The 25641-nt window shown below is 66.7% G+C and carries 28 protein-coding genes; 12 read left to right on the forward strand and 16 right to left on the reverse strand.

Translation table 11 applies throughout. The features are described 5' to 3' along the window. The first annotated feature begins 47 nt into the window (after positions 1 to 47). On the forward strand, positions 48 to 593 hold the full coding sequence (locus OHS03_RS21900; RefSeq protein WP_328656651.1) for a GNAT family N-acetyltransferase: 546 nt from the start codon (positions 48 to 50) through the stop codon (positions 591 to 593). A gap of 26 nt (positions 594 to 619) precedes the next feature. Further along, positions 620 to 1471, forward strand: coding sequence for a hypothetical protein (locus tag OHS03_RS21905; protein WP_328656653.1), 852 nt, complete (start codon positions 620 to 622; stop codon positions 1469 to 1471). Here OHS03_RS21905 and OHS03_RS21910 read toward each other — a convergent pair whose 3' ends face one another. The 7 genes from OHS03_RS21910 to OHS03_RS21940 form a co-directional block, all read right to left on the reverse strand. Beyond that, complete coding sequence (locus OHS03_RS21910) at positions 1472 to 2440, reverse strand: SCO2521 family protein (RefSeq protein ID WP_328656656.1); 969 nt, start codon at positions 2438 to 2440, stop codon at positions 1472 to 1474. A 27-nt stretch (positions 2441 to 2467) separates the two neighbouring features. Then, entirely contained in the window at positions 2468 to 3472 is a 1005-nt protein-coding gene (locus OHS03_RS21915; protein WP_328656658.1) for an SCO2522 family protein, read from the reverse strand. Positions 3473 to 3518: 46 nt separating this feature from the next. Then, positions 3519 to 4454, reverse strand: a complete 936-nt coding sequence (locus OHS03_RS21920; protein ID WP_062983645.1) for an SCO2523 family variant P-loop protein — start codon at positions 4452 to 4454, stop codon at positions 3519 to 3521. A gap of 4 nt (positions 4455 to 4458) precedes the next feature. Further along, positions 4459 to 6306 carry an SCO2524 family protein gene (locus OHS03_RS21925; RefSeq protein ID WP_328656660.1) on the reverse strand — a complete coding sequence of 616 codons (1848 nt, stop codon included), beginning with the start codon at positions 6304 to 6306 and terminating at the stop codon, positions 4459 to 4461. A gap of 172 nt (positions 6307 to 6478) precedes the next feature. Continuing rightward, positions 6479 to 7330: a TIGR02569 family protein gene (locus OHS03_RS21930; RefSeq protein WP_056812910.1), complete on the reverse strand. Its 852-nt coding sequence runs from the start codon at positions 7328 to 7330 to the stop codon at positions 6479 to 6481. A gap of 112 nt (positions 7331 to 7442) precedes the next feature. Further along, positions 7443 to 8624: an adenylyltransferase/sulfurtransferase MoeZ gene (gene moeZ, locus OHS03_RS21935; RefSeq protein ID WP_062983640.1), complete on the reverse strand. Its 1182-nt coding sequence runs from the start codon at positions 8622 to 8624 to the stop codon at positions 7443 to 7445. 118 nt (positions 8625 to 8742) lie between these two features. Then, entirely contained in the window at positions 8743 to 9726 is a 984-nt protein-coding gene (locus tag OHS03_RS21940; RefSeq protein WP_328664353.1) for a DUF3152 domain-containing protein, read from the reverse strand. 304 nt (positions 9727 to 10030) lie between these two features. Between OHS03_RS21940 and fasR the strand changes: the two genes are divergently transcribed. Continuing rightward, complete coding sequence (fasR, locus tag OHS03_RS21945; protein ID WP_056812916.1) at positions 10031 to 10714, forward strand: HTH-type transcriptional activator FasR; 684 nt, start codon at positions 10031 to 10033, stop codon at positions 10712 to 10714. A 56-nt stretch (positions 10715 to 10770) separates the two neighbouring features. On the opposite strand, the gene OHS03_RS21950 is transcribed toward fasR, so the two are convergent. Together OHS03_RS21950 and OHS03_RS21955 are read right to left on the reverse strand one after the other, a co-directional pair. Further along, positions 10771 to 10998: a DUF3107 domain-containing protein gene (locus tag OHS03_RS21950; RefSeq protein WP_328656663.1), complete on the reverse strand. Its 228-nt coding sequence runs from the start codon at positions 10996 to 10998 to the stop codon at positions 10771 to 10773. Between the two features lie 100 nt (positions 10999 to 11098). Continuing rightward, positions 11099 to 11635: a YceI family protein gene (locus OHS03_RS21955; protein ID WP_328656664.1), complete on the reverse strand. Its 537-nt coding sequence runs from the start codon at positions 11633 to 11635 to the stop codon at positions 11099 to 11101. Positions 11636 to 11750: 115 nt separating this feature from the next. On the opposite strand from OHS03_RS21955, the gene OHS03_RS21960 reads away from it, so the two are divergent. Beyond that, positions 11751 to 12608 (forward strand): helix-turn-helix transcriptional regulator, encoded by an 858-nt coding sequence (locus tag OHS03_RS21960; protein WP_328656666.1) that lies wholly within the window; start codon positions 11751 to 11753, stop codon positions 12606 to 12608. A gap of 25 nt (positions 12609 to 12633) precedes the next feature. On the opposite strand, the gene OHS03_RS21965 is transcribed toward OHS03_RS21960, so the two are convergent. Both OHS03_RS21965 and OHS03_RS21970 read right to left on the reverse strand, forming a co-directional pair. Beyond that, positions 12634 to 13323 (reverse strand): ferritin-like fold-containing protein, encoded by a 690-nt coding sequence (locus OHS03_RS21965; protein ID WP_328656668.1) that lies wholly within the window; start codon positions 13321 to 13323, stop codon positions 12634 to 12636. A gap of 28 nt (positions 13324 to 13351) precedes the next feature. Next, positions 13352 to 14404: an alpha/beta fold hydrolase gene (locus tag OHS03_RS21970; protein WP_063055613.1), complete on the reverse strand. Its 1053-nt coding sequence runs from the start codon at positions 14402 to 14404 to the stop codon at positions 13352 to 13354. 482 nt (positions 14405 to 14886) lie between these two features. Between OHS03_RS21970 and OHS03_RS21975 the strand changes: the two genes are divergently transcribed. The 5 genes from OHS03_RS21975 to OHS03_RS21995 all read left to right on the forward strand — a co-directional run bounded on the left by OHS03_RS21975 (position 14887) and on the right by OHS03_RS21995 (position 19867). After that, positions 14887 to 16584 carry a DEAD/DEAH box helicase gene (locus tag OHS03_RS21975; protein ID WP_328656670.1) on the forward strand — a complete coding sequence of 566 codons (1698 nt, stop codon included), beginning with the start codon at positions 14887 to 14889 and terminating at the stop codon, positions 16582 to 16584. Between the two features lie 241 nt (positions 16585 to 16825). After that, on the forward strand, positions 16826 to 18061 hold the full coding sequence (locus OHS03_RS21980) for an Rv3212 family protein (RefSeq protein WP_328656673.1): 1236 nt from the start codon (positions 16826 to 16828) through the stop codon (positions 18059 to 18061). Positions 18062 to 18084: 23 nt separating this feature from the next. Further along, positions 18085 to 18702, forward strand: a complete 618-nt coding sequence (locus OHS03_RS21985) for an acid phosphatase (protein WP_328656675.1) — start codon at positions 18085 to 18087, stop codon at positions 18700 to 18702. After that, positions 18699 to 19184, forward strand: coding sequence for a GNAT family N-acetyltransferase (locus OHS03_RS21990; protein ID WP_328656677.1), 486 nt, complete (start codon positions 18699 to 18701; stop codon positions 19182 to 19184). The genes OHS03_RS21985 and OHS03_RS21990 overlap by 4 nt, the downstream gene beginning before the upstream one ends. 5 nt (positions 19185 to 19189) lie before the next feature. Continuing rightward, positions 19190 to 19867 carry an endonuclease V gene (locus tag OHS03_RS21995; protein ID WP_328656679.1) on the forward strand — a complete coding sequence of 226 codons (678 nt, stop codon included), beginning with the start codon at positions 19190 to 19192 and terminating at the stop codon, positions 19865 to 19867. A 55-nt stretch (positions 19868 to 19922) separates the two neighbouring features. Here OHS03_RS21995 and OHS03_RS22000 read toward each other — a convergent pair whose 3' ends face one another. After that, positions 19923 to 20315 (reverse strand): hypothetical protein, encoded by a 393-nt coding sequence (locus OHS03_RS22000; RefSeq protein WP_056815885.1) that lies wholly within the window; start codon positions 20313 to 20315, stop codon positions 19923 to 19925. 146 nt (positions 20316 to 20461) lie between these two features. On the opposite strand from OHS03_RS22000, the gene OHS03_RS22005 reads away from it, so the two are divergent. Continuing rightward, entirely contained in the window at positions 20462 to 21406 is a 945-nt protein-coding gene (locus OHS03_RS22005) for a diacylglycerol/lipid kinase family protein (protein WP_328656681.1), read from the forward strand. A gap of 251 nt (positions 21407 to 21657) precedes the next feature. Next, a complete protein-coding gene (locus tag OHS03_RS22010; protein ID WP_022567051.1) occupies positions 21658 to 21912 on the forward strand; it encodes a WhiB family transcriptional regulator in 255 nt (84 codons plus the stop codon). 116 nt (positions 21913 to 22028) lie between these two features. On the opposite strand, the gene OHS03_RS22015 is transcribed toward OHS03_RS22010, so the two are convergent. From OHS03_RS22015 to OHS03_RS22025, 3 genes are all read right to left on the reverse strand, one after another. Then, positions 22029 to 23543: a sensor histidine kinase gene (locus tag OHS03_RS22015; RefSeq protein WP_056812950.1), complete on the reverse strand. Its 1515-nt coding sequence runs from the start codon at positions 23541 to 23543 to the stop codon at positions 22029 to 22031. A 30-nt stretch (positions 23544 to 23573) separates the two neighbouring features. Beyond that, positions 23574 to 23789, reverse strand: a complete 216-nt coding sequence (locus OHS03_RS22020) for a biotin/lipoyl-binding carrier protein (RefSeq protein ID WP_056812952.1) — start codon at positions 23787 to 23789, stop codon at positions 23574 to 23576. 153 nt (positions 23790 to 23942) lie between these two features. Beyond that, positions 23943 to 25085: an RNA-guided endonuclease InsQ/TnpB family protein gene (locus OHS03_RS22025; RefSeq protein WP_328656683.1), complete on the reverse strand. Its 1143-nt coding sequence runs from the start codon at positions 25083 to 25085 to the stop codon at positions 23943 to 23945. A gap of 131 nt (positions 25086 to 25216) precedes the next feature. On the opposite strand from OHS03_RS22025, the gene OHS03_RS34730 reads away from it, so the two are divergent. Continuing rightward, positions 25217 to 25291, forward strand: a complete 75-nt coding sequence (locus OHS03_RS34730; protein ID WP_022597109.1) for a 50S ribosomal protein bL37 — start codon at positions 25217 to 25219, stop codon at positions 25289 to 25291. Positions 25292 to 25363: 72 nt separating this feature from the next. Here the strand turns inward: OHS03_RS34730 and rsrA are convergent, their stop codons facing one another. Further along, a complete protein-coding gene (gene rsrA / locus OHS03_RS22030) occupies positions 25364 to 25621 on the reverse strand; it encodes a mycothiol system anti-sigma-R factor (protein ID WP_082843924.1) in 258 nt (85 codons plus the stop codon). Positions 25622 to 25641: the final 20 nt, after the last annotated feature.

Genomic DNA, 25641 nt, shown 5'->3' on the forward strand with positions numbered 1-25641 from the left:
CTCTGGAAAGCGAACCTTGCGGCTGCGCAACGGAGGTGGGGCGGTAGTTGGACATCTCGAGCGGGTTGACCGATCCAGTGTTCCGGTCGGCCGTCGTCGAGGACCTCCCCGCGATCGCGGAGCTCGAATCCAGCGAGTTCATGCAGCTGGCCTACCCGTATTTCGCGCTGCGCCAATTGTTCGACGTGCACGGATCACATTGGGTGGTCGCTGAAATCGCCGACTCGATCTGCGGCTATGCCATGGTCGCCGTCGCGCCGGAAGGCACCGCGTGGCTCGTCGGATTGGCTGTCGCTCCGCTACACCAGGGCCGAGGTCTGGGCAGATCTCTGTTGGAGCGCGCGATCGACCGTTGTCGCGCCGACGGCATCGGCGCGGTCTTCATCACCGTTCGCCCGTCGAATGTGCCCGCGGCGAACCTGTACAAGGAATCCGGCTTCACGTGGGCCGGATACGAGGACCAGTACTTCGGGGCAGGTGAACCCCGCGAGCTGCTGGTGCGCTGGATCGAGCCTGTCGAGAGCCGTTGGCCGCCCCTGGACCGCACGGATCCACGATGGCGCAAAGGCGGTCACGCGCCACCGGGCAGATGACGGCCGCGACCGATTCGGGGGGACCCATGGAACACACCGAACAGAGAAATCTCAGCGACTTCGTCGCGGCGAAGACGGATTTGATCCAACGTCACGCGGATGCCTTCGCGGCGGAGATCGGCGACTTCCGGCGCGGCGACGGCGCGGCCGACGAATACGTTCTGCTCGACGACTTCAACCATCGAGTCGAGCGGGTTCTGCTGAGCTACACCCCGCCGACGACCCGCCGATCAGGCGACAGCCTGGTGTTCGCGCATCTGTACCGCGACGCGGACCCCGTCCGGCTCCGAACGGCCGGCGACGACCTGGTGTTGATCACCGCGCTCAGCGCGCTGCTCGCGGCGGAAGTGGAAATGCGTGGACCGCTGCGACTGAGCCGCACCCAGGACAGACTGTTGGCCGAGGTCTACGAAGATCTCGGCGAACACCTGCGCCACGCTCGGCTGCCCGCGCACGCCGCCCTGGCCTACCGCCAGGGCATCCGGCTGTACACGGTGACAGAGGACACTCGCGGTCAGGATCGCTGCGGCCTGAACCAGGCACGCGCGAGGACCGTCGCCAACCGCACCCGGCTTGGCCGCTTCCTCGGCCGGAGCTCGGATCTGCTGTGTGGCTACGGGTACCGGCCGTTCCGGCTGCTGGCATGGATCGCTGGTCAGATCGCGCTGTTCACCCTCGCCGTGGCCCTGACCTCGACGACCAGTGTCGGCCGCTCCGTGTACCTCGGATTCGTCAGCTTCCTCAACCCACTGGGTTACCAGGATGTCGAGTACGCCGGGACGACCGCACGGGTGCTTCTCATCGTCGAGTCCTACGCCGGGATCGTCTCGATCTCGGTGTTCTTCGCGTTGCTGGTTCGCCAACTGTTCCGCTTGTGATCACCACACCGTGGTGGAGCGGTTCAGCGCGGCCAATGTGGCGACGGCGAGCCTGTCGCGCAACTGCCCCACCCGCGCGTTCCACTGCCGACTGAATCCGGGGTCGGCCTCGAGCACATCCCAGAGTCCGCGTACCACCGGCGGGGTCGTCGCCCCCGGCATCCACAGGTAGACCAGGTGCTCGAGCAGCGGGCTGATCACCTTCTCCACCGGGGTCCGCGACAGTTCCGACATCTCGGCTTCGTCGATCACCTCGGTGAGCACCGTCAGCAGCCAGTCATGCAGCGCGATGTCATCGCACAGTGCCTGTACCGCGGTCAACTGCGCGATGTCGCCGACGACGAATTCGGCGGTGCGCAGTTCGTCGGGGTACATCGTCAACGTCATCGCGGCCTCGGCGCCATCGACGACGCGCGCGGCCCACCGCAGCTGTGTCGTCGGAGTGTGCAGTGGCGGGCGCTGATCGAGCATCGGATTGCGTCGAACACGAACAGCCAACCGGGCCGCGACGGCACCGGGGTCGAAGGTGTCGGTGGCGCCCTCGCGCACCGCGAGGAAACCCGAGGCGAGATCGGCGCCGAGGTTCGCCTGCGCGCGCGTGAGCACTTCGACGACGCCGGGCCGGTGCAGATAGTGCACCCACTTCTGTCGCCGATCCGACTGCGCGGGCACCACCGCGCTGCGTGCCGAACTCTGCATGATCCGGCCACCGACCACCGCGGCTCGGGCCGCGACAGTGCCGACGGCCCTGACACGACGCTGATCGGGAGTGGCGAGCCTGCAGTCGATGCCTTCGAGCACGACCGGCGATTGTGCCCACGTGACCGGCCGTTCCCTCGACGGCACCGGATGGCCGTGCACGAGTGCCATGAGTTCGGCCGCGGAATCGCGCGACAACGCGGCTGCCGCGGGGAGCAAGCCGGTGCGGACTTCGCCGAGCACCGCCGATACCGGGGGGCGCAGATCCATCGTTGCAGCGTACGCCCTCACCGCGGTTCAGTCGGCGCCGAGAAAGATGTGCGAGAGCCGATCGCTGAGATGCTCGGTAGCGACGATCCGATTCTCTTGCGCGCGTTGGGCATACACCTCGTTGACCCCTGCGTCGATGTCGAGGTGATCCATGATCTGCTGCACCGAATGTTCGATCCCCAGATAGCGTTTCGGCAGGATCGAGACCGAGCGGAACGCCGCGAACGGCGCCGCGTCGTGCAACTGCATGATCGAGGGCAACACGCCCCAGCTTTCCGCCCACTCCTGAGTGGCCCAGTCGCGACAGTCGACGGGCTCGGCGACGCGCCTGCCTTCGGCACGAACCATGCCGAGCCGCAACAACTGCCAGACGGTAGCGAGAAACGGGCACGACCAGTACGGGTCCTCGCGCTCGCGATCACGACGCCACATCTCGACATCGAGGTAGATCGAATGATTGCGCCTGCTCAGTTCCAGCGGCGGCTCGTAGTCGCGCAGGTCCATGGCATCGCGGCGTTGGTCGTCGCTGGATGGTCGTCCGTTGCTCAACCACCCGAGTTCGGTGGTCGGTGGCCTGCGACCGGAATAGCCTTCCAGCGGCTCGGCGACCACCATGTCGGCGACGATCTGGGCGAGTTTGGTCGGTGCTCCGCTGCTGTCCTTCTTCGGCACCACGGCGCAACCGGCCTCCCGGCCGAGATAGTCGACGCGGATCCCCGATTCTGCCGCTGATCGCAGGAATCCGGGCAGGATCGCCCGCGGATCGGTGGTACCGCGGAAATAGTCGTCGATGAGGAAACACGTGCTCACCCTGACCCGGGAACGACCACCGGCTCGCTCGGCGAACTCGTCGCGCGCCATCTCTGTGAATGCGCGCACCAACGGCGCGACCCGCTCGAATTGGGCGCGCACCGCGTCTGGTCGATTGGCGAGTTCGTCCATCGAGAAATGGCCGACCTCGAGGGATACGTGCGACATGGCAACGGATTCCACACGAGTCGCCGCAGTCGCTTCCTGGAACAATGAGTCCACGAAACAGGGAGCCTAACGAGTTTTTCGTCGCGGTCCACACCGACCCTCAGATCGGTACCCAGGTGTCCTCGGCGATCAGCTTCCTGGCGAGGTCTTCGAACGCGTCGACGGTTTCTCGATTGGCGATACCCGCGGCGACATCGGCGTCGAGGATGATCTGTTCACGCCACTGCAGCACGGGCTCCACCGGGGTGCGCCCGAGCAGGGATCCGGCGCCGAGACGATATTCGGCGGCCAGCGACCGCAGCGCGGCATCCTGACGCAGCAACCACGCGGCCTGTGGACCGCTCACGATCTCGGGCTGTTCTCCTGGGCGCGGCACCGCGGTGCGCACGAAGCGGATACGCCGCCGCAACTCTCGCTCGCTGTACAGCGGCTGACGGCCGATTTCGGCGGTGCCGGTCTGGATCAGGCCCTTCGGGCCGTTGACCAAGCCGTGGGCCGCCATGATGTGCTGGCGGGTCCAACGGTGGAACAGCAACCAGTAGACCTCTTTGTCGGGCATGTTCTTCGGCGCCGTGGCCTCCAGCGCGATCTGCATCGCCACCGACCGGCCCGCACTGAGGTCGACGATGACCACCTTGAACGACGCGTCGAGCTCGAGCAGGAGATCGATGCAGCGCCGCACCACCTGCGGGTCCTCCGCCGCCATCGCCTCACCACCGCCCTCGTCGCCGGGCAGCAGGAACAGCTTGCCGCCGCGGGAACGCCTGCTGCGCAAGGCTTCGCGATCGGTTGCCGCTCGCACGTCGAGCCGCTGCGGATCGGTGATCTCGCCGCGCAGATACGAGTGCAATCCGTGGCCCGGCTCTGCGCCCTTGTCGACTTTGCTGATCTCGAACAGCGCACCCGCCGTCGGCGAGCCGAAGTCGAAGTCCACGTAGGCGGTGCTGGTTCCACGCAGCCCGAGTCGATAGGCGAGGTTGCAGCTGGTGACCGACCTCCCGGTCCCGCCCTTGTCGGAGGTGGCGAACACGATCATCGGATCAGGTGCTCCTCATCGCATTGGAACGCGCGTAGGCAAGGTCGTCGAGTTCCTTCAGCGCCGTCGAGGCCAACGTGAAGGACGTGGCGGGCTGGGTGTTGATCAGTGCGCGCGCCCGCCCGAGTTTGCGTTCGATCTCGTCGAGTGACACCCGGTTGGCCGAGGTGTCGAAGATGCTCACCTCGAGCATCGCCTGGTTGAGCAGATGTTCTGCCTCGTTCAGGATTTCGACGGCACGGCTGACCATCGCCGTCGAACGCAGTGGTGTCTCCCGGTATGTTCGGTCGGCGGCGACCAGGCACTCGACCATCCGCTCGGTCAGGTACCAGGAGGGATGCTGCTGATGTTTCCCGCCGAAGACACCGGCCGGATCGTCCCACAGCCCGGTCGCCATGCCGTCGGCGATCACGCGGCGGTCCAGATGGTCCATCACGTTCTTGGCCAGTTCCATCAGCTGATCGCGGGCGCCGATATTGCTCGACAACTGCGCCGCCTGTAGTGCCCGCTTCAGCAGCACGGTCGCGAAATCGGACACGATCCAGGTCAGCTGGGGACCGCCGCCGTCGACCTTCTCCGTGCCCGCCAGCACCATTCGCACGCCAGGGTCGTGCAGGGCGACCGCCGAGTCGGCCTTGGTCGGTCGCCGGGTGATGCGGCCGCGTCGGGACAGTTCGTCGAAGATCGCGACCGCGCGGGTGAGATCGTCATCGGAGGCGGTGCGGGCGATCAGTTCCTGGATCAGTACCGCCGACACGATCAAACTGAAGTAGTCGGACTCCTCGCCGTCGGAGGTGCGCCACGGAATGTCCTCCAGCGGCCACCGCCCTGCGCCGAACCGGGCGACGGTCGACCAGTACCGCTGCGTCAGATCCCAGCGCACACGCAGCGCGTCGGCCAGTCGCTGCTGTTCCTTGTTGAGCAGGTCGAGCTCTCTGGTCCGTTGCGAGAGAATATCGTTGATGCCGTCGAGAGCGACGACGGTGAAGTACAGATAGGGCCGTGGATCGGCGATACCGACAGTCTGCGCGACCTCCCGATCGTCGAACTCGACCGGATCCGCCTCCTGCACAACCCCCCAACTCCAGCCACATTCGAACAGCTGATCGTCTTCTTCGAAGTCGGTGTGCGGTGTCCGGCCCAGCTTCACATCGGTGCGCAGGCGGGCCCGCACGCGATCCAGATTGTCGCGGACCGCCTCGACCACCGAATTCTCCGGGGCGCCGGACTGATTGAGCATCGCGAGCATCGCCTTGCCCGACGGCGAGCGAACCGACACTGTATTGACGACGAAACTGCGGATCAATCCGGTCATCGCGATCGTGAGCCGATCGCTCATCGCGGCTCTGAGATCGGCGATCCGGATTCTGATGTCCTCGCGGTTCTCCGCGTTCGCCCACCGATCGAAGACGCGAGCGAACCCGAGACCGGCCAGGCACAGCGTCACCGACATCGAATAGCTGTCGACCACTTCGATCGCGAGTTGTTCCCGAGTGGGTTCCTGGCCCGCGTTCGCGCGCAGATAACTGCCCGCGTCGAAGCGCGGCGTCCCGTCGGCACCGGTATTGCGCCGCAGGTATTGCTCCATCAGTCCGATCATGGCGATACCGATTCTGGTCGGCCCACCGAACGCGCTGAGGGCGACCTGAACGTCGTCGGCCATCAGTTCCGGCCTATCCAGCGAGAAACTCTCGATTTCCGTCGCCGGATACAACAGGCACAGCAGCTGTTCGGAATCGCTGATCGAATTGGCGCCGAGGACGCCGTCCCAATGCCACTTCTCGTCCCGGTAGCAGGCCGAGAGCATGGCGCTCCAAATGTCCAGAATCTGTTGTCTGGGCTGGATTCTCACCCGTAGCAATCCTCACCGCTCGTGACGGGCCGCAGTGGGTCCCCCGGGTCCAGGGCAGGACACATGGCGGCGATGCTCGATGAAGATAGCATGGGCAGCCATAGGAAACGTTGAGTCTCAACGGATTTGAGATCACATCCGACCCATCGGTCACGATGCGCGCAATTCGCCCTTACAGCGCCAAACGGACCATGTCCGCGGTGCGAGCCAAGCCGGGGAAGGCTTCGGGGGTGGAGCGGGGGTGCAGGGCGTGGACGGCGAGGCGGAACATCAAGGCGCGTAACAGCATCTGGGGCCATTCGGGCAGGGTGGCCCAGCGGTCGAGCAGGCCGTCGTCGCCACCGCCCCAGGCAAGTGCGTCGACGACAACGACCCCGGCGGCCCAGGTGGCGGGGCGCCAGTAGGGGGTGATGTCGGTGAGTCCGGGGGTGTGGGCGCCGGTGAACAGGACGGTGCCGAAGAGGTCGCCGTGGACGAGTTGGTCAGGGCTGCGCACGGGTTTGCGCAGCGTGGAGAGTTGGCCGATCAGTTCCAGGGAGCGCTGGCCGTCGGGGGTGGCGGCGATGGGGACACCGCCCGCGCGCAGGGTGCGCAGCGGGATCGATTCCCAGGCGGCGCGGTCGGCGGCGACGAACACGTCCACGTCGACCCAGGGCGCGACGGGGGGCTGGACCAGGAAGCGGGGGCGTTCCAGTTCCGCCGTCGCCTTGTGCAGGCGCAGCGAGACGGAGACGACCTCGTCGTGGCGGGGCTCGGGGGCGCCGTCGACGAAGGTGTCGGCGCGCCAACCGGAGACAACATAGCGACCGTCGGTGGCGCGGACGGGGCGGGCGACGCGCAGTCCGTCGACCGCGAGGTGTTCGCGTACTTTCGCCGACCACGCGGCCCGCGCGTGATCGGCGACGGGGCTGAGTACCACGTCACCCATGCGCCAGCCACCGTCCCAGTCCCCTAAGGAAACCGGCGTCACTTCGCGAAGCCCGAATGTGGCTCGCACATGCTCGGGAGGTTCGACTGAGGTCACGGGCCGTACCGTAACCCCGCAATCACCGGAGGCGTCCCAAGGCACGCTGTGATAGCCCACTTTGCGACCTCACCGCAATATACGAGGAGGTCGCAAACCGGCAGCTATCGGGTCAGTAGACCGGAAGCGACGGATCGACCTGCTTGGCCCAGGCCACCACGCCGCCCTGCAGATGTGTCGCGTCGGCGAAACCGGCGCGCTTCAACGCGGCCAGCGCCTCCGCGGAACGGATGCCGGTCTTGCAATGCAGCACGATCGGCTTGTTCTGCGGCAGTTCCGACAGCGCCTCGCCGGACAGGATGCGGTCCTTGGGGATCAGGGTCGCGCCCGCGATGTGGACGATGTCCCACTCCACCGGCTCGCGCACGTCGATCAGCTCGATCTTGTCGGCGTCGAGGAGGTCCTTGAGCTCGGCGGCGGTGATGGTCGACCCGGCTGCGGCTGCGGTGCCTTCCTCCGACACCACACCGCAGAACGCGTCGTAGTCGATCAGTTCGGTGATCGGCTCACGTTGCGGATCGCGGCGCAGCTTGATGGTGCGGTAGTTCATATCCAGTGCGTCGTAGACCATCAGGCGGCCGAGCAGCGTCTCGCCGATGCCGGTGATCAGCTTGATCGCCTCGGTCACCATCACCGATCCGATCGACGCGCACAGCACGCCGAGCACGCCGCCCTCGGCGCAGGAGGGGACCATTCCCGGCGGCGGAGCCTCCGGGTACAGGTCGCGGTAGTTGATGCCGCGACCGTCCGGGGCGTCTTCCCAGAACACCGAGACCTGGCCCTCGAAGCGGTAGATCGAGCCCCACACGTAGGGCTTGCCCGCGAGGACGGCGGCGTCGTTGACGAGGTAGCGGGTGGCGAAGTTGTCGGTGCCGTCGACGATCAGGTCGTACTCGGCGAACAGCTCGACCGCGTTCTCCGGTTCCAGACGGATCTTGTGCAGCCGCACGTCGATCCCGGAGTTGATCTCCAGGATGGAATCGCGGGCGCTGTCGGCCTTGGGACGGCCGATATCGGATTCGCCGTGGATGATCTGGCGCTGCAGGTTGGAGGCGTCGACCTCGTCGAACTCGACGATGCCGAGCGTGCCGACACCGGCGGCGGCCAGATAGAGCAGGGCGGGCGAGCCGAGGCCGCCCGCGCCGATCACGAGGACCTTGGCGTTCTTCAATCGCTTCTGACCGTCGACACCGAGATCGGGGATGATCAGGTGCCTGCTGTAGCGAGCGATTTCGTCCTTGGTCAGTTCCGCGGCCGGCTCGACGAGCGGCGGCAACGTCCCATTGAGAGACACGTGAGAACTCCTGTATCTGTGGCGTCGGCGCGACCGCTTACCGGTGGTCGCTCTGCTGACTACAACCAAACCTGCCGCGCTGTTCTTCCCCGTTCATGTTCCCGCATGGGCGAGGCGACTATCCGCGCGGGTACGGCCAGGGGTTGAAGCGGCAGGTCTTGCCGTCGGCGGGGACCACGCCGTGGGGGTCGAGCAGTGCGATGTCGTTGTTTCTGGTGCCGAAGGTCTGCTGCATCATGATCGGGGCGAGGCCGCCGTCGGTCTCGCACGGCTGATGGCCGTGGTAGCCGATGGCGTGGCCGACCTCGTGGTTGATCTGGTACTGGCGGTAGGAGCCGATGTCGCCGTCGAAGGCCAGCGCGCCGCGCACCCAGCGGACCTCGGAGAGCACGACGCGGTCGAGGTCGGCGTTGTAGCACGACGAGTCGATCGGGATCTCGAATCCGCAAGCGGCACGGGTGCTCTCGCGAGAGGTGAGCGAGAGGCGGAAGTCGGCCGGGCCCGCGTCGATGCGCTGGAAGCCGAACTTGGGGTCGTTGGTCCAACTCTTCGGGTTGGCCAGGGTGGTCTCCACCATCTTGGCCACGGCGCCGTCGCCACCGAACGGTGAGGTGTCGATGCCGTCCTCGACTTCGACGGTGTAGCGGAACACGCGCTCGGTGCCCGCGCCGACCTGAGCGCTGGTGCCCGGCACGATGTGCCAGGTACCTGCCGCGCGTTCGACGTATTCGCCGCCCTCCGGCAGCGCGCCGAGGGGCAGATCGGCGGGGAACTTGCCGTCGCCGGGAGGCGCGCCGATGATGCCGGACTGCGCCACCTTGGGACTGAGCGCGCCGAAGCCGGGATCGCTGGGCAGCGGCATCGGTCCGGTGCGCACCGCGTCGACGACGACGAGCACGGTGATGGCGAGCAGCACCGGCAACGCGTAGGCCCGCCAGCCGTACGCGGAGACGAATCGGCCGAGGGCGCTCTGCTTCTTCGCATCACGCTGTGGGCTGCGGGCGCGGCCGTTGTCGTTGTCGGTGGGATCCCAGCGGGCACGTAGGGGCTGGCGGGATCGGTCGGCGGGCTGATAGAGCCCGAGCGGGTCATAGACCTGCAGTTCCCGCCCCTCCGGCGCCGACGTGACAGCACCGGACTCGGAGGGGTGCGTGGAGCGAGCGATATCGCGCCCGCCGTCGGCATGGTCATCCGTCCGGTCGGTCACCCCATCAGATTCTCACAGTAGGCAAATCCGCCGTGCGGGCGGCCGGAAGAGATCGCCCGGTTACGGCCCGGCGAACTCCGCGGACTGGTACTACATTTCCAGGGCGAGACGCAGGGTGAACACCGTGCGAGTATCGTCTTTGGGATACCCGGACCGCACACCTCCGGCCGGGGGAATCGACTATCTATAGAGAGCCGAGATGACTGACCTCGTGGACCGCATGCCCTCGCGCCGATCGGTGCCGGAGACGGTCCCGGCCAAGCGCGGTACCCGCCTGCCTCGTGACGAGCGCCGCCAGCAGTTGCTGCTCGCCGCCAGCGAGGTCTTCGTCCAGCGCGGCTATCACGCGGCGGGCATGGACGAGATCTCCCAGGTGGCCGGGGTCAGCAAGCCGGTGCTGTACCAGCACTTCGCCAGCAAGCTCGAGCTGTACCTGGCGGTGCTGCAGAACTACGTCGACATCCTGGTGTCGAGCGTGCGCCAGGCGCTGCGCTCCACCACCGACAATAAGCAGCGTGTGCGGGCCGCGGTCGCCGCGTACTTCGATTTCGTCGACAACGAGATGCAGGGCTTCCGCCTGGTCTTCGAATCCGACCTCACCAGCGAACCGCAGGTGCAGCGCCGGGTCGAGCAGGCCACCGAGGCATGTGTCGACGCGGTCTTCGATCTGGTGGCCCACGATTCGGGTCTCGATCCCTACCGCGCCCGCATCCTGGCCGTCGGTCTCGTCGGTGCGAGCCAGTTCTCGGCGCGCTACTGGCTCGAAGCCGATCGCCCGGTCCCCAAGGACGAAGCGGTCGACACCACGGTCTCGCTGGCGTGGGGCGGCCTCAAGCACGTGCCGCTGACCGCCGCTCAGCGTGCGTATTCGCAGGACCTCTGACCTACGAGAAATGCCCCGTCATCTCGAAGATGACGGGGCATTGTCGTGTTCGCGGCTCAGACGGTGGCGAATCCCACGCGACCGGTGGCCGGGGAACCGATTTCCACGTAGGCGACCTTCGTGGCCTGGATCAGGAACTTGCGGCCCTTCTCGTCGGTGAGCGACACGACGCCGGCGGAGCCGCTCAGCGCATCGGACACCAGCGCCTCGATCTCTTCAGGGCTCTGTGCACTGTTGATGACGAGCTCTCGCGGGCTATCCGAAATACCGATCTTGACCTCCACGGCCAACCTCCGAACGTAAGAGTCCTGTGTTGTCAGGTCCCAGGCTAGTGCAGCCCGAACACCACCGCTCCCACACCTGGTGCGCTGTCAGCGAACGAGGTCAGGCCGGCTCGATCAGCTGGATCTCCAATTCGATCTTCACGGTGTCCGAGAGCATGCCCGGCAGGGCGACGCCGACGCCGAAATCGGTGCGCTTGATGGCACCGGTGGCGGAGAAACCGGCGTGACGGGTGCCGTCGGGAAAGTCGGCGATGCCGCCCCATTCGACGTCGAGGGTCAGCGGCTGGGTGATCGCGCCGAGGGTGGCCTCGCCGGTGACGGTGAAGGTCTCGGCGACCCGAACCGGCTGGGTGGAACGGAAACTGAGGGTCGGGCGGTTGGCGACGTCGAGGAAGTCGGCCTGGCGGATATGGGCGTCGCGGTCGGCGTTGCTGGTGTCGAAGGAATCGAGTTCGATGGTGGCGCCGAGGGCGGCCGCGCCCGTTTCGTCGACGACGAACTCGGTCAGGAAGCGGGTGAAGCCGCCGCGCACCTTGGCGATTCCGAGGTGGCGAATGGTGAACGCGACCGAGGAATGGGCGGCATCGAGGGCCCAGGATCCGGTCTTCAACTGCTGGGTCTGTGTCGAGGAAGTCATGTCTCCACCCTGACCGGACTGCGGTCCGCTAACCAGACCGCAGTTATCCTGGTCCTGGCAGGGCGTGGCTGAAAACCCCATGACCGGGCACCATCGAGACATGGTAGGCGCAGATATGGCAGATCATCCGGGCGCTCGTTCGGCATTCGCGGAACTTCTCGTCGCCCGTCGGGCCGAGCTGAATCCGGCCGACGTCGGCCTGCCCGGTGGCGGCAGGCGGCGCACCCCTGGACTTCGTCGGGAAGAGGTCGCGGTGTTGGCCGGCGTCAGCGCCGATTATCTGGCCCGGCTCGAACAGGGCCGCGACACCAACCCCTCGATGGCAGTGGTCGACGCACTCGCCACCGCCCTGCGGTTCAACGACACCGAGCGGGGCCATTTCGCCTGGTTGGCCCTGACCACCAGCAGCGACGCCCGTTGCCCGAGTACCGCTTTCGATCCCGCCCTCGATCAGGTGTCCCCCGCACTTCGCGGCGTGCTCGACTCGCTCGACCCCACCCCGGCGTTCGCGCTCGGCACCCGTGCCACCGTGCTCGCCTGGAACAACGCGTGGTCGGAACTGGCCGCCCCGCTCGGCCTGCTCGACAATCCCGACTTGGTCAACCTGGCCCTGTGGACCTTCCGCCATCCGCTCGCCCGCGCCACGGTCACCGACTGGGCCCAGTTCGCCGACCAACTCGCCGACCAGCTCGCCAGAACACGGCTGCGTCGCCCCGATGACGAACGCGTCGCCGAACTCATCGCCGACCTGTGCACGGAACCCGAGTTCGCCCGCCGCTGGCAACCCCACCGCCTCGCGGAGGACCAACCCACCCTCCTCGGCTTCGAACACCCCACGCGAGGCACCGTCACCTACACGGTGCAGACGCTGGCCGCCGACAACGATCAACAGGTCGTGATCTGGCTACCGCGCGAAACCGCTTCCCGCACACCGGAATTGCGCCTGGTGCAGCACCGCGCGATCGGTGGATGACGACTGATCGCCCCGCGACCCAGAACTACAGACCCAGTTCCGCCATGCGGGCCGCGTGCCGTTCCTGCATTCGGTCGAACAGGGTCGCGATGCCGTTGAGGTCGCCGGTGGCGGCGAGGACCAGTTCGGCCAGTTCGTCGCGCTGGGCCATCACGAACTGTGCCTGCGTGATGGCCTCGCCGAGCAGCCTGCGCCCCCACAGCGTGAGGCGGTCGCGCTCGGAGCGGCTGGCCGCTACCGCGCCGCGGACCTCGTCGACCACGAACTGCGAGTGCCCGGTCTCGGCGAGTACGTCGCGCACCACATCGGAGACCTCGGTGGGCAGCGCGCCCGCGATCTCGGTGTAGAAGTCGGCGGCCAGGCCGTCGGCGACGTAGAACTTCACCATCGATTCGAGCCAGGTCGACGGGTCGGTGGAGGCGTGATAAGAGTCCAGCGCCCCCTGGTACTGCGCCATCGCGGCCTCGGCGTCGGCACCGCGATCAGTGAGTGCGGCTTCCAGAGTCTCGAAGTGCGCGAGTTCGGCGGCCGCCATCTTGGCGACACCGATCCGGCCCCGTAGCGACGGCGCCTGCTTCGCCTCCTCGGCAAGCCGATAGAACGCGGACAGTTCGCCGTAGGCGAGGACCGCGAACAGCTCCGTCACCCCCGCGTGGTCCGCGGCGAGCGGCTCGGTCGAGAAGAATTCCGGCGCGGCAGAGGTCTGGGCTCCCATGACCGTCAACAATAGTCCCGATCGATGGTCAGTCGCGTTCGGCCAGGAATTTGTCGAGGTGGGCCCAGGTGGTTTCGCGGGCCTCTGGTCCGGTGAGAATGCCGAGGTGGCTGCCCGGTACGACCTCGTAGGTGACCGATGACGAGCCCGACAGCGTGCGCAAACCGGCCTCGACAGCGGCCTTGGGCGTGATCACGTCGGACTCGCCGCCGATCAGTAGCACGGGCACGCGCACATCGGCGAGTTCGATGGTCCGGTCGGCCAGTTCGAGCCTGCCGTTGCCGATGTCGTTGGCCAGCATCATCCGACCCCACAGCTGGTTGTAGAAACGGCCGGGGTAGCCGGGCATGGCGGCCTGGAAACGGTCGATCGATTCCATTTTGGCCAGGGTCGCGGCATCGGTGATATTCCTGGCGATGAACCGCGGGCGCGCCAGTTCACGGTCGTACGCGGCGAGGCGGTAGGCGAGCTTGGTGAGCGGCGCCGGAATGCCGCCCGCGGCCCGGACGAGCGCGGTGGCGCCCCAGCCGCCGGTGAGGTTCGCCACGGCGCGCAACTGCGGAATGCCGAGCATCTTGTCGTAGTCGAGCGGCGGGCCGACGCCGGTGACCGAGCGGATCGGCAGCTCCGGGTTCGCGGCGGCGGTGAGCAGCGAGAACATGCCGCCGACGGACCAGCCGATGAGATCGACCGGCGCACCGCCGCGATCGGCGCTCACGCGCAGGATCGCCTCGGGCAGGATGTCGGTGACCCAGTCCTCGAAGCCCATCCGACGATCGGCGAAGGAGATCTCGCCGTAGTCGACCAGGTAGGGCGCGCGGCCGGTCTCCACCAGATACCGCGCCAGGCTCTGATCACGACGCAGGTCGAAGCAGGTGGCGGGCGCGGCCAGCGGCGGCACCAGCAACACCGCGGAATCGCTTGCCGCAGACTGGAATTCGGTATCGTAGCGACGCAGCAGGCGGTGCGGCTCGTCCCACAGCACGGTCGAAGGCGCCGGGTCGACGGGCTCGATACCCGCGCCGAAGCTCAGGGCCCACGCGTGGCGCGCGGCGGTGGTGACGGTGTCGGTGATACTCACGACTAGAAATGTCTCACAGGTGGTACCACCGGTACCAGTGAGCTCGATTACACCTGCGGACACGCGCGAAATCCGGCGCTCATGAATTGCGCTGCGACACACCACCCGCGCTGAGGAAGTCCAGTGGCGAGCCTGTATTCGCGCGGCATTCAACCACGTCGAAATTCGGATTGCGCAGATTATCACGCTACAATCTCCGTGGACAACGCTAATTTCGGCGCCCGGACATAGTCCGCGGCCTGGCACTCCACCGGCGCACAGCGCGGGCGGACAGCGGCGATGTCCACAGACAGCAATGTCGAGAAAATGTGCGCGCAACGAATCCGCATCACCGCAGCGCCGCGCCGATGACACCGTCTCGACGGCCACGCATAATGCCTGGTCGGCGATGGTTATCCGGCGCCGGCCCGGTGAGTATCACAGGCGGGTAAGTGGTCGTCGCGGGCCGACCGGCCCGCCCCACCTCGTGCGTGCGAGATGCAATGACGAGGAAGGCACGAACACTGAGCAAGATCACTGTCGAACAGGAACCCGGTTTGGCCGACACACTCCTGACGGCCGAGCTGGACAACACTCACATCCCGCCGAGTTTCGCCGAATTGGGCGTGCGCGAAGAAATCGTGCGCGCACTCGGTGAGATCGGGATCGAGCGCACCTTCGCGATTCAGGAACTGACCCTGCCGCTGGCTCTGGCCGGCGATGACCTCATCGGCCAGGCCCGTACCGGCATGGGCAAGACCTTCGGTTTCGGTGTGCCGCTGCTGCACCGCATCGCCACCGCCGACACCGGCACCACCCCGCTCGACGGCACCCCGCGCGCGCTGGTGATCGTGCCGACGCGCGAGCTGTGCATCCAGGTCACCAAGGACCTGGAGAACGCGAGCAAGTACCTCACCAACCACCAGGGTTCGCTGAAGGTCGCCGCCATCTACGGTGGGCGCCCCTACGACACCCAGATCGCCGCACTGCGCGACGGCGTCGACGTGGTCGTCGGCACCCCGGGTCGTCTGCTGGATCTGGCGAACCAGAACCACCTGATCCTCGGCAAGATCGGCGTACTCGTTCTCGACGAGGCCGACGAGATGCTCGACCTCGGCTTCCTGCCCGATATCGAGCGCATCCTGTCGATGGTGCCCGACAAGCGGCAGACGATGCTGTTCTCGGCCACCATGCCGGGCCCGATCATCACCCTGGCCCGCACCTTCCTGACCAAGCCGACGCACATCCGCGCCGAGCTGGCCAACGATTCGGCGGTGCACGACCGCACCGCGCAGTTCGTCTACCGGGCCCACGCGATGGACAAGGCCGAACTGGTCGCGCGCGTGCTGCAGGCGGAATCCCGCGGCGCGACGATGATCTTCACCCGCACCAAGCGCACCGCGCAGAAGGTGGCCGACGATCTCGCCGAGCGCGGCTTCAATGTCGGCGCCGTGCACGGTGACCTCGGTCAGATCGCCCGCGAGAAGGCGCTGACCAAGTTCCGCAAGGGCACCATCGACGTGCTCGTCGCCACCGATGTCGCCGCGCGCGGTATCGACATCGACGACGTCACCCACGTCATCAACTACCAGTGCCCCGAGGACGAGAAGACCTACGTGCACCGGATCGGCCGCACCGGCCGCGCCGGCCGCACCGGTGTCGCGATCACCCTCATCGACTGGGACGAGCTGCACCGCTGGGAGTCGATCAACAAGGCACTCGGCCTGAACATGGCCGATCCGGCCGAGACCTACTCCCGTTCGCCGCACCTCTACAGCGATCTCGGCATCCCCGAGGGCATCACCGGTGTGATCCGCAAACCCGCGGCCCCCACCCGTGACGACGACGCCGTGGTCGAGGAGCGCACCGAGCGCCCCAAGTCCTCGCGCAGCCGTCGCCGCACCCGCGGCGGCACCCCCATCGTCGAGGGCAGCGAATCGGGCACGACCACCGAGTCGAGCACCGATTCCGCGGACGACACCACCGAAGGCGACAAGCCCGCCCGACGCAGGCGCCGCCGCCGCAAGCCCGCCGAAGCAGGCGAAGCGGAAACCCCCGAGTCGAGCACCAGCGAAGCCACCGACGCACCCGAATCGGCTCCGGCCGAGGGCGACGACGCAGCCAAGCCCGCCCGACGCAGGCGCCGCCGCAAGCCCGCGGAAGCCACCGCGTCCGACGCAGCGGAAACCGTAGACGCCTGAGCGCCAGCTGGGGAGACAGGCAAAGCCCCTCCCCAGCTGCTCCGCCATGACCGCACTCCCAGCTACCACCCGCGACCCCTAGGGAGCGGCGGCCACGAAGTGGCCGGTCCGCGGCCGGGTCGCCGGTTAGACGTCGTTGCGTACGCGACGAAGGAGCAAGCAACGGCGTCTAACCGGCGGCCCTCAGGGCCGCGGACACGAGTGCGCCAGCACTCCAATCAACACTGCTAGTGTCGCTGGCGTGCTCGCACCCGAACGGCGGACGCGCGCCGACATCTTTGTAGCAATCGCGATCGCCGTCACTCTCGTAGTGGCGGCGTTCGTCGTCTGGGCGCGTGCCGATGCCACCGGGACCGATTCGGTCACCGCGTCCTCCCCCGCTCCCACCGTCACCGCGGCTACCCAACTGCCCACCACCTTGCGCGAGCAGTGGCATGCCGCCGACGAGTCGAGCAGGCGGGCGCTCACGTCGGGCAATGTGGTGGTGACCGGCGACCACGGCACCGTGAGCGGGCGCGATCCGGTCACCGGCACGCAGCTGTGGTGGTATCGCCGGGATATGCCGCTGTGCGGGGTCGAGTCGCAGTTCGGCACCGTGATCGCCACCTATCGCGATCAGCGTGGGTGCAGTCAGTCGGTGATGCTGGAGGCCGATACCGGTGAGCGCCGGGTCGCGCGCAGCAGCTACATGGACGACGAGATCCGCGTCACCGGTGACGGCACCTACCTGCTGGCGCTCGGCGCGAACCGGCTGGAGATGTGGCGCTCGGACCTGGTGCGCACCCTCGAGTACGGCTACGTCGACGCGCCGGTGAATCCGAATACCCAGCCGCGCAACGGATGTACGCTGCGCTCGGCCGCGTCGAGTTCCTCGCGCCTCGCGGTGCTCGAACGCTGTCCCGGCGACACGACCGACCGGCTGACAGTGCTCAACCCGGCGCCGAAGGAATCGACCGCCCCCGAGGAATACGGCTCACGGGTACTCACCGCACCGGGCGCCGACTCCCCCGAGATGCGGGTAATCGCGGTGTCGGACAACAAGATCGCCGTCTACTACCCCCCGACCCCGCCCACCGCCACCGGCCTCGGACTGCCCGCCAGGATCGTGGTGCACGACGGCACCGGCAACGAGATCGCGACCCATCAGCTCGCCGCCCCGTGGGACGCGCGCGCCGCGGTGACCCGCCTCGGCTCGGCCATCTACGTCTTCACCGGCAACAGCCTCATCGCCTTGAGCTCGAGCACATTACAGCCGGTCTGGACGGTTCGCGACGCTCTCGGCACGCCCGCGCTGATGGCGGGCAGGCTGCTGGTCCCGGTCTCCGACGGGCAGCTCGCGGTGGACAGCGGCAACGGTGCGACCGTCGCGCAGATCCCGGTCGAGCGCACCGACTACCGCGGCGACACCATCGCCACCGCCGTCCTGGGCAACACCGTGTTCGAACACCGCGGCGGACAGCTGTACGCGCTCGGCTGAACCCGCACTGCCATGATGGACTCATGTCCACACCCGACGCCCGCCTGGTCCTGCTGCGCCACGGCGAAACCGAGTGGTCGAGTCAGCGCAAGCACACCAGCTTCACCGACCTGCCGCTGACCGAGCAGGGCGAGGCCCAGGCCGTCGCGGCCGGACTGGTGGTGAAATCGCTCGACCTGCGCGATCCGCTCTGCTTCACCAGTCCGCGCCTGCGGGCACGCCGGACCGCCGAACTGGCCGGACTGTCCCCGATCCAGCTCGACGAGGACCTGGTCGAGTGGAACTACGGCGAGTACGAGGGCATCACGACCGCGAAGATCCGCGAAACCGTGCCCGGCTGGACCGTGTGGACCGCGCCGGTCCCCGGCGGCGAGACGGCCGAGCAAGTGGGTGAGCGGGCCGACCGGGTACTCGCCCGGGTCGAGCCGGAACTGCCACAGCGCGACGTGGTCCTGGTCGGTCACGGACATTTCTCGCGGGTGCTGATCGCGCGCTGGGCGGAGTTCGCGGTGCGCGAGGGCCGCCGGTTCGCGATGTCCACCGGGGCGGTGAGCGTGCTCGGCTTCGACCACGACGCCCGCTCCATCTGGGGTCACAACCTGACGACCCGCACCGAACCGATCGAAGGAGTCTCGCGATGAGCGCACTGGTCCGCCGGGCCACCCCCGCCGATGTGCCCGCGATGGTCGGGCTCGTCCACGATCTGGCCGAGTACGAGAAGGCGCCCACCGAGTGCACGCTCACTTCGGAGCAGTTGCGGTCCGCGCTGTTCGGGCCGACGCCCGCGCTCTTCGCTCACGTCGCCGAGAACGACGGCGAGGTCAACGGCTGTGCGATCTGGTTCCTGAACTACTCCACCTGGGACGGCGTGCACGGTATCTACCTCGAGGACCTGTACGTGCGCCCGGAGACCCGCGGCACGGGGCTCGGCCGCGCACTGGTGGCGGCGCTGGCCGCCGAGGCGGTCGAACACGGCTACAGCAGGGTGTCGTGGTCGGTGCTCACCTGGAACACACCGTCGATCGAGTTCTACCGATCACTCGGCGCCGCACCGCAGGACGAATGGATCGGCTACCGCCTCGCCGGTGCGGAACTGACGGCGCTGGCCGCGACCGTGAGCTGAGCCGTATGCGTATCGCGTTACCCCACGATTGGCCGCGCACACCCGAGGAGGCGATCGCACTCCAGGACGAACTCCGCCCCCTGGTGTCGACGGAAAACGTTGCGCCGCCACAATTTTCGACGGCAGCTGGAATCGATTCGGCCTATGCCGAAGACGGCACCGTCGCGACGGCCGCGGTAATTATCGACATCGCCACCATGGAAACGGTGGAAACGGCAGTCGCACAGGGGATTTCGAAATTCCCTTATGTGCCGGGACTACTCGCGTTCCGGGAACTTCCCGCGACGGTCGCGGCATTGGAAAAACTCACCACCACACCGGATCTACTCGTGTGCGATGCACAGGGATCGGCGCATCCGCGACGGTTCGGATTGGCGTGCCATGTCGGGTTGCTCACCGGCATTCCGACCATCGGTGTCGCCAAATCGGTGTGGGGCGAATACTCCGCGCCCGGCCCTCATCGCGGTGATGTCAGCGATGTGACCATCGACGGCGAAGTCGTCGGCCGGGCACTGCGCACCCGCGATGACGTGAAACCGCTCTTCGTCTCGGTCGGCCATCTCATCGACCTCGATACCGCCTGCGCGCAGGTGCTCGCCCTCACCCAGGGATTCCGGCAACCCGAGACCACCCGCCGAGCCGACCACCTGTGCCGAGAGGCGCTACGCGCGGCAACGGCCTGACTAGAGGCGATCTTCTCCGGGGATCTCGCCGTAGTCCTGCCCGACAAAGGTCAGACTACGAATCGTCTTCGGGGATCTCGCCGTAGTCCTGAGCCATGAAGCGACTGGTGGCCGGCGCGAACAGGGTGACCAATCCGGCGACCGCCACCAGCCCCAGCAGGCTCCCCCACAACGGCTGATGTGAGTCCGTCAGCAACGACCAAGCCACCGGCACCAGCAACACGTTCGCGATGACCGCGATGGCCCGTCCCCAGCGTTTGCCGCGCAGCAGCCCGATGCCCGCGGCGAGCACTCCGCCGAACAGCACCCCGAACCAGATCGCGGTGCCGACCCCGCTGGCCGCCGACTGATCGTGCCCGGTCAGCGCCCGCACGATCAGCACGATCGCGGTCGCCACCCCGGCCAGGCCCTCCAGCGAAACCAGCCCACCGGCCAGCCGCACCGTCATCGGAATGCCGGTCGACACCTGTTCGCCGCCCTCGCGCTGGTCACCGTCTGTCACGTCCTGCTCTGCCACGTGCCCCAGCCTACGACGACGTGTCGTGGCGCCCGGCGCGCGTCGGCTGTTCGCCCGCGCGCACTACCCTCGGCACTGTGCGGACGCTGCTCATTGTCAATCCCAATGCCACCTCGACGACCCCGGCCACCCGGGATCTGCTCGCTCACGCCTTGGAGAGCCGAACACAGCTGACCGTTGCGCACACCCAGCATCGCGGCCACGCGGCCGAACTGGCCCAGTGGGCATCGACGCAGGAAATGGACCTGATCGTCGTGCACGGTGGCGATGGGACGGTCAACGAGACCATCAACGGCTTCCTTCCGGTGCCCCAGGTCGGCGACGACCAGGTGTGGCGCCCGCGCCTCGGGATCATCCCGGGCGGCTCGGCGAACGTCTTCGCCCGCGCGCTCGGCATCTCCCCCGATCCCGTGACAGCTACCAACCAGCTCATCGATCTGCTGGCGCGCGACGCCGACCGCCGGATCGGACTCGGCCTCGCCGACGACCGGTGGTTCACCTTCAGCGCGGGCGTCGGCCTCGACGCCGATGTGTGCGAGGCGATCGACACCGCCCGCGCCAAGGGCCGTAAGGCGACGCCCGCGCGATATCTGCGAACCACGGTGCGTCAGTTCTTCCGGGCCCGGCGTCAGGATCCGAGCGTCACCGTCGAGGTCACGGGAAGGGATCCATTGGAGGAGGTCTATTACGCCTTCGTCACGAATTCGAGCCCGTGGACCTATCTCGAGGACCGTCCGATTCGCACGAATCCCACCACCACCTTCGAATCGGGTCTCGGTGTGTTCGCGGTCAAGTCGATGAGTGTGACCCGAACCCTGTTGCTTGCGCGGCAGTTGCTGGCCGAGAATGGAAACCCCAAGTCGCCCATGCTTTTCCGCGCCGATGATGTGCCGTCCGTGCGAATCGAGACGGACACGGAGATCGGCCTGCAAATCGATGGCGACTTCATCGAAAAACGCAAGATGGTGCATTTCACATCTGTCCCCAGCGTGCTGGACGTGGTGGCCCCCAAGCCGTCCTGACACTGGACCGTCAAGAAAAATCTCCTGGTTGCGCTGCGAAAACCTGCAGACGCGAGTACAAAGGACCGGGCAGGTTCCCCTTGTGGGGGCCCAGAGCGTGATCTCCCCCACGGTGCGCCGGAGACCTATTGACATCTACGGTGATCGTGAAAGCATTCACAAGCAACCGTGCGGAAACATTCGAGTCGCACAAGTGAACGATCCACTAACTACAGGCGCCCTTTGTGGCGCCCTCGCAAAGGAGCAGAGGAATGGACTGGCGCCACAAGGCCATCTGTCGCGATGAGGACCCCGAACTGTTCTTCCCGGTGGGTAACAGTGGTCCTGCGCTCGCGCAGATTGCCGATGCCAAGCTGGTCTGCGCCCGCTGCCCCGTCACTGCCGATTGCCTGTCATGGGCCCTGAAGTCCGGACAGGATGCCGGCGTGTGGGGTGGAATGAGCGAAGACGAGCGGCGCGCGCTCAAGCGGCGCAACGCACGCACCCGTACGCGTACCTCCGTCTAAGTCGACGGACCTGGCGTTGCCGGGCCATCAGCCCCCCGGCCCGGTAACGCATGTGTGAGAACCCGGCACCTTACGGTGCCGGGTTTATTGTTGCCCACCAGCTGTTTTCAGTAGTTTCAGCGCCCGGAACGACGTCCGAGCGGAACCCGCAACACCGCGTCGGTGCCCACATCGGCGCCAGGATGCAAGCCGATCGAGCCGCCCAGTTCCGACGTCACCAGGGTGCGCACGATCTGCAGACCCAACCGGTCGGAACCTTCCAGGCTGAACCCTGACGGCAGGCCACGGCCGTCGTCGGAGATGATCACGTCGAGCCAGCGCGCCGACCGTTCCGAGCGAATTGTCACGGTACCGTTCTCGCCCGCGTCGAAGGCGTGCTCGATCGCGTTCTGCACCAGTTCCGTCAACACCATCACCAGCGGTGTCGCCCGCTCCGCGGAGAACACCCCGAGTGAGCCCGCCCGGCGCACCTTGATCCGCGCGGTGTGCACCGTCGCCACATCCGCCATGATCGGCAGCAGCCGGTCGATGACCTCGTCGAGGTCGACTTCCTCGTCCACCGACATCGACAGCATCTCGTGCACCGAGGCGATGGATGTGACCCGGCGCACCGATTCCGTCAGCGCCACTTGGGCTTCCGGGTTCTCCGTGCGGCGGGCTTGCAGCCGCAGCAGCGCCGCCACGGTCTGCAGGTTGTTCTTCACCCGGTGGTGGATCTCGCGGATCGTGGCGTCCTTGCTCAGCAACGCGCGGTCGCGCCGCTTCACCTCGGTGACATCGCGCACCAGCACCGCGGGCCCGGCCAGTTCCCCACCCGGACGCAGCACCAGCGTGCGCAACAACACCGTCGCCCCGCGGGCCTCGACTTCCATCCGGCGCCCGGTGCGACCGGCGAGCGCGGCCTGGATATCGGCCACCACTTCCTGCGCGTCGAACGGATCGGTGATCAACGAGCGCGTGGTCACCGCGAGATCCTGACCGACGAGATCGGCCTGCATACCCATCCGGTGATAGGCCGACAGCGCGTTCGGGCTCGCGTAGACGACGAGGCCCTCGGTGTCGAGGCGGATGAAACCGTCGCCCGCGCGGGGGCTGGAGTGCGTGGCCGCCCGGTCCTCCGGCACCGGGAAGCTGCCGTCGGCGATCATCTGGCACAGGTCGTCGGCGCAGGACACATAGGCCGTTTCGAGGGTGCTGCGAACCCGCGAACGCGCCAGGTCGGAATCACGGCTGAGCACGGCGATCACGTCGTCGCCGCAGCGCACCGGAATCGCTTCGCGCACCGCGTGTACCGGACTCGGGTGATAGACCCCACTCACCTCGACCTCGGCGTCGGTGCGCACGGTGTTCCCGCTCAGCAGGGCGTCGAAGACCTGCGGGAAATCGGTGCGTGAGGCGGTGGTGTCGACCTTGTCCTCGAGATGCACGGTGGGTGCGGTCGTCGGCCGGATCTGGGCCACACACACCACATCGGAGCCGTCGACGACCGGGCCCGCGCCCACCCACAGCAGCAGATCGGAGAACGAGAGATCGGCGAGCAACTGCCAATCGCCCACCACCCGTTGCAGATGGTCCACGGCGATGCCGGGGAGGTCGGTGTGTTCGGCCAGGAGCTCGCTCAGTGTTGCCACGCTGGATCTACCGCTTCGTTTTCGTTGGACCTACGCGATGGTGGCGATGAGGTCGCCCGCCTGTAGAACCTGGCCCGGTGTGACGTCGACCGTGGTGACGTCGCCCTCGACCTCGGTGAGAACCGGGATCTCCATCTTCATCGATTCGAGCAGCACCAGTGTCTGGTCGACCCGGACGTGTTCGCCCACGGTGACCTCGACAGCGAGCACGGTCGAGACCATCTCCGCGCGCACTTCTTCAGGCATGGCACCCCGTTCAATAGTCGTGTGGCCCCCGCGATGCGACGGTGGCCGGTATCGCCGAAGCTACAGCCATTGACTTCCTCCCGGCCCCGAGGGGCCAGGATTGCCTGCCTCACGACAGGATGTTCCTGTTTCATCGACAGTTGCCTCCCCGCATCAACCGCGGGACGGTCTCACACCATCTCCACAGGCGAGCACCGCCAGCCCGACGGCACGTATGTTCTTCGCAGCGTTGACATCCCGATCGTGGACCACGCCACACCGACACTGCCACTCACGAATGTTCAGCGGCAACTTGTCCACGATCGATCCACACACCGAACACGACCTGGACGACGGATAGAACCGGTCGACCGCAACCACGGTCCGCCCGTACCAATCCGCCTTGTACTCGAGCATCGCCCGAAACTGTGACCAGCTGGCATCCGCAATCGATCGCGCCAGACGGCGATTGCGGACCATGTTGCGCACACTCAGATCCTCGATGGCGATCACTTGGTTTTCGCGCACCAATCGAGTAGAGAGCTTGTGCAAATGATCTCGCCGACGGTCGGCGATCCGGGCATGAATTCTGGCCACCCGCAGCCGGGCTCTCGCGCGATTGCTTGACCCCTTCTGCTTGCGCACCAGCACACGCTGGGCCTTGGCCAACCGCTCCCGATCTCGCTTCTCGTACCGGGGATTGGATACCTTCTCCCCTGTCGAGAACGTGTACAGGCTGCTGATCCCGGCATCCACTCCGATCGTTTCCGAGGAGTCCGGATGGTCGGCTACGAGCTCCTCCACCAGAATCGACACGTGGTAACGACCTGCGACATCCTTCGACACCGTAATCTGCGACGGTCTGGCCCCCTCCGGCAGTGGGCGAGACCACACCACGGCTAAAGGGTCGACCTGTTTTGCCAGCTTGATGCGCCCATCGCGGTAGGTGAAGCAGTTCGAGAAGTAGGTGGCCGAATCTCTAGATCGTCCCTTCTTCTTGAACTTCGGGTAGCCGGTCTGCTTGCGCCAGAACTTGTCGAACGCGCCTTGCAGATTCTGCAACGCAGCCTGTAATGGCCCCTTCGAAGGCTCGGCAAGCCACTCGGTTTCCGGATCACGTTTCCAGGCGGTGAGCATCTTGCTCGTATCCGCATAGTTGACGCGACGCTGCTCCTGCATCCACGCGCGAGAGCGTTCCGCAAGCGCCCGGTTGTAGACGTAGCGGACGCAGCCGAAGGTACGGGCAAGCTGCTGCTCTTGCTCACGGGTGGGATAGAAGCGGTACTTGTAAGCCCGCTTCACGGCTGCCGAAGCCACGAGTGAGACAGTAACATCCTAGTTTCTCACCTGCCTAGGCTCAGCCTCCACAGTGAACGCGTGGTCTGCGCGATGTCCCGCAGATGCCACATGAAACAATGGCTGTCGACCAGACATAGAAGGGAGCTCCCATGGGTAAGCGTGGACGTAAGAAGCGCAGCCGCAAGGGCAACGCCGCAAACCACGGCAAGCGTCCTAACGCTTGAGTCGTGCCGCTGCGCACAGACGACAACAGCACGCTCTCGATGAGAGCGTGCTGTTGTCGTTTCGAGGGGCGATCAGCCCTCGGTGGTCTCGATCCTGGTGACGGTGATCGTCCGGTGGATCTCGAGCTTGAGTCGCTCGCGCAGACCTTCGGGGGCGTGCTCACCACCGCATTTGCGACTGAGCAGACCCTTGATCTTCTCCTCGATGCCATAGGCCTCGATGCAGGGGCTGCAGTGATCCATGTGCTCCTGCAGGCGCTGCCGAGTGGCGTTGTCGCACTCGTTGTCGAGCATGAGCCACACATCCGCGAGGACCGCGGTGCAGTCCATATCGAGATCGGGATCGTCAC

Source organism: Nocardia salmonicida (assembly GCF_036142455.1).
Taxonomy (GTDB): Bacteria; Actinomycetota; Actinomycetes; order Mycobacteriales; family Mycobacteriaceae; genus Nocardia; species Nocardia salmonicida.

Bases quoted from the DNA above. Each gene is read 5' to 3' on its own strand.
- OHS03_RS21905 (WP_328656653.1), top strand. From the start codon at position 620: ATGGAACACACCGAACAGAGAAATCTCAGCGACTTCGTCGCGGCGAAG.
- OHS03_RS21910 (WP_328656656.1), bottom strand. From the start codon at position 2,440: ATGGATCTGCGCCCCCCGGTATCGGCGGTGCTCGGCGAAGTCCGCACC.
- OHS03_RS21920 (WP_062983645.1), bottom strand. From the start codon at position 4,454: ATGATCGTGTTCGCCACCTCCGACAAGGGCGGGACCGGGAGGTCGGTC.
- fasR (WP_056812916.1), top strand. From the start codon at position 10,031: ATGACTGACCTCGTGGACCGCATGCCCTCGCGCCGATCGGTGCCGGAG.
- OHS03_RS21955 (WP_328656664.1), bottom strand. From the start codon at position 11,635: ATGACTTCCTCGACACAGACCCAGCAGTTGAAGACCGGATCCTGGGCC.
- OHS03_RS21960 (WP_328656666.1), top strand. From the start codon at position 11,751: ATGGCAGATCATCCGGGCGCTCGTTCGGCATTCGCGGAACTTCTCGTC.
- OHS03_RS21965 (WP_328656668.1), bottom strand. From the start codon at position 13,323: ATGGGAGCCCAGACCTCTGCCGCGCCGGAATTCTTCTCGACCGAGCCG.
- OHS03_RS21975 (WP_328656670.1), top strand. From the start codon at position 14,887: ATGACGAGGAAGGCACGAACACTGAGCAAGATCACTGTCGAACAGGAA.
- OHS03_RS21985 (WP_328656675.1), top strand. From the start codon at position 18,085: ATGTCCACACCCGACGCCCGCCTGGTCCTGCTGCGCCACGGCGAAACC.
- OHS03_RS21990 (WP_328656677.1), top strand. From the start codon at position 18,699: ATGAGCGCACTGGTCCGCCGGGCCACCCCCGCCGATGTGCCCGCGATG.
- OHS03_RS21995 (WP_328656679.1), top strand. From the start codon at position 19,190: ATGCGTATCGCGTTACCCCACGATTGGCCGCGCACACCCGAGGAGGCG.
- OHS03_RS22000 (WP_056815885.1), bottom strand. From the start codon at position 20,315: ATGACGGTGCGGCTGGCCGGTGGGCTGGTTTCGCTGGAGGGCCTGGCC.
- OHS03_RS22010 (WP_022567051.1), top strand. From the start codon at position 21,658: ATGGACTGGCGCCACAAGGCCATCTGTCGCGATGAGGACCCCGAACTG.
- OHS03_RS22020 (WP_056812952.1), bottom strand. From the start codon at position 23,789: ATGCCTGAAGAAGTGCGCGCGGAGATGGTCTCGACCGTGCTCGCTGTC.
- rsrA (WP_082843924.1), bottom strand. From the start codon at position 25,621: ATGGACTGCACCGCGGTCCTCGCGGATGTGTGGCTCATGCTCGACAAC.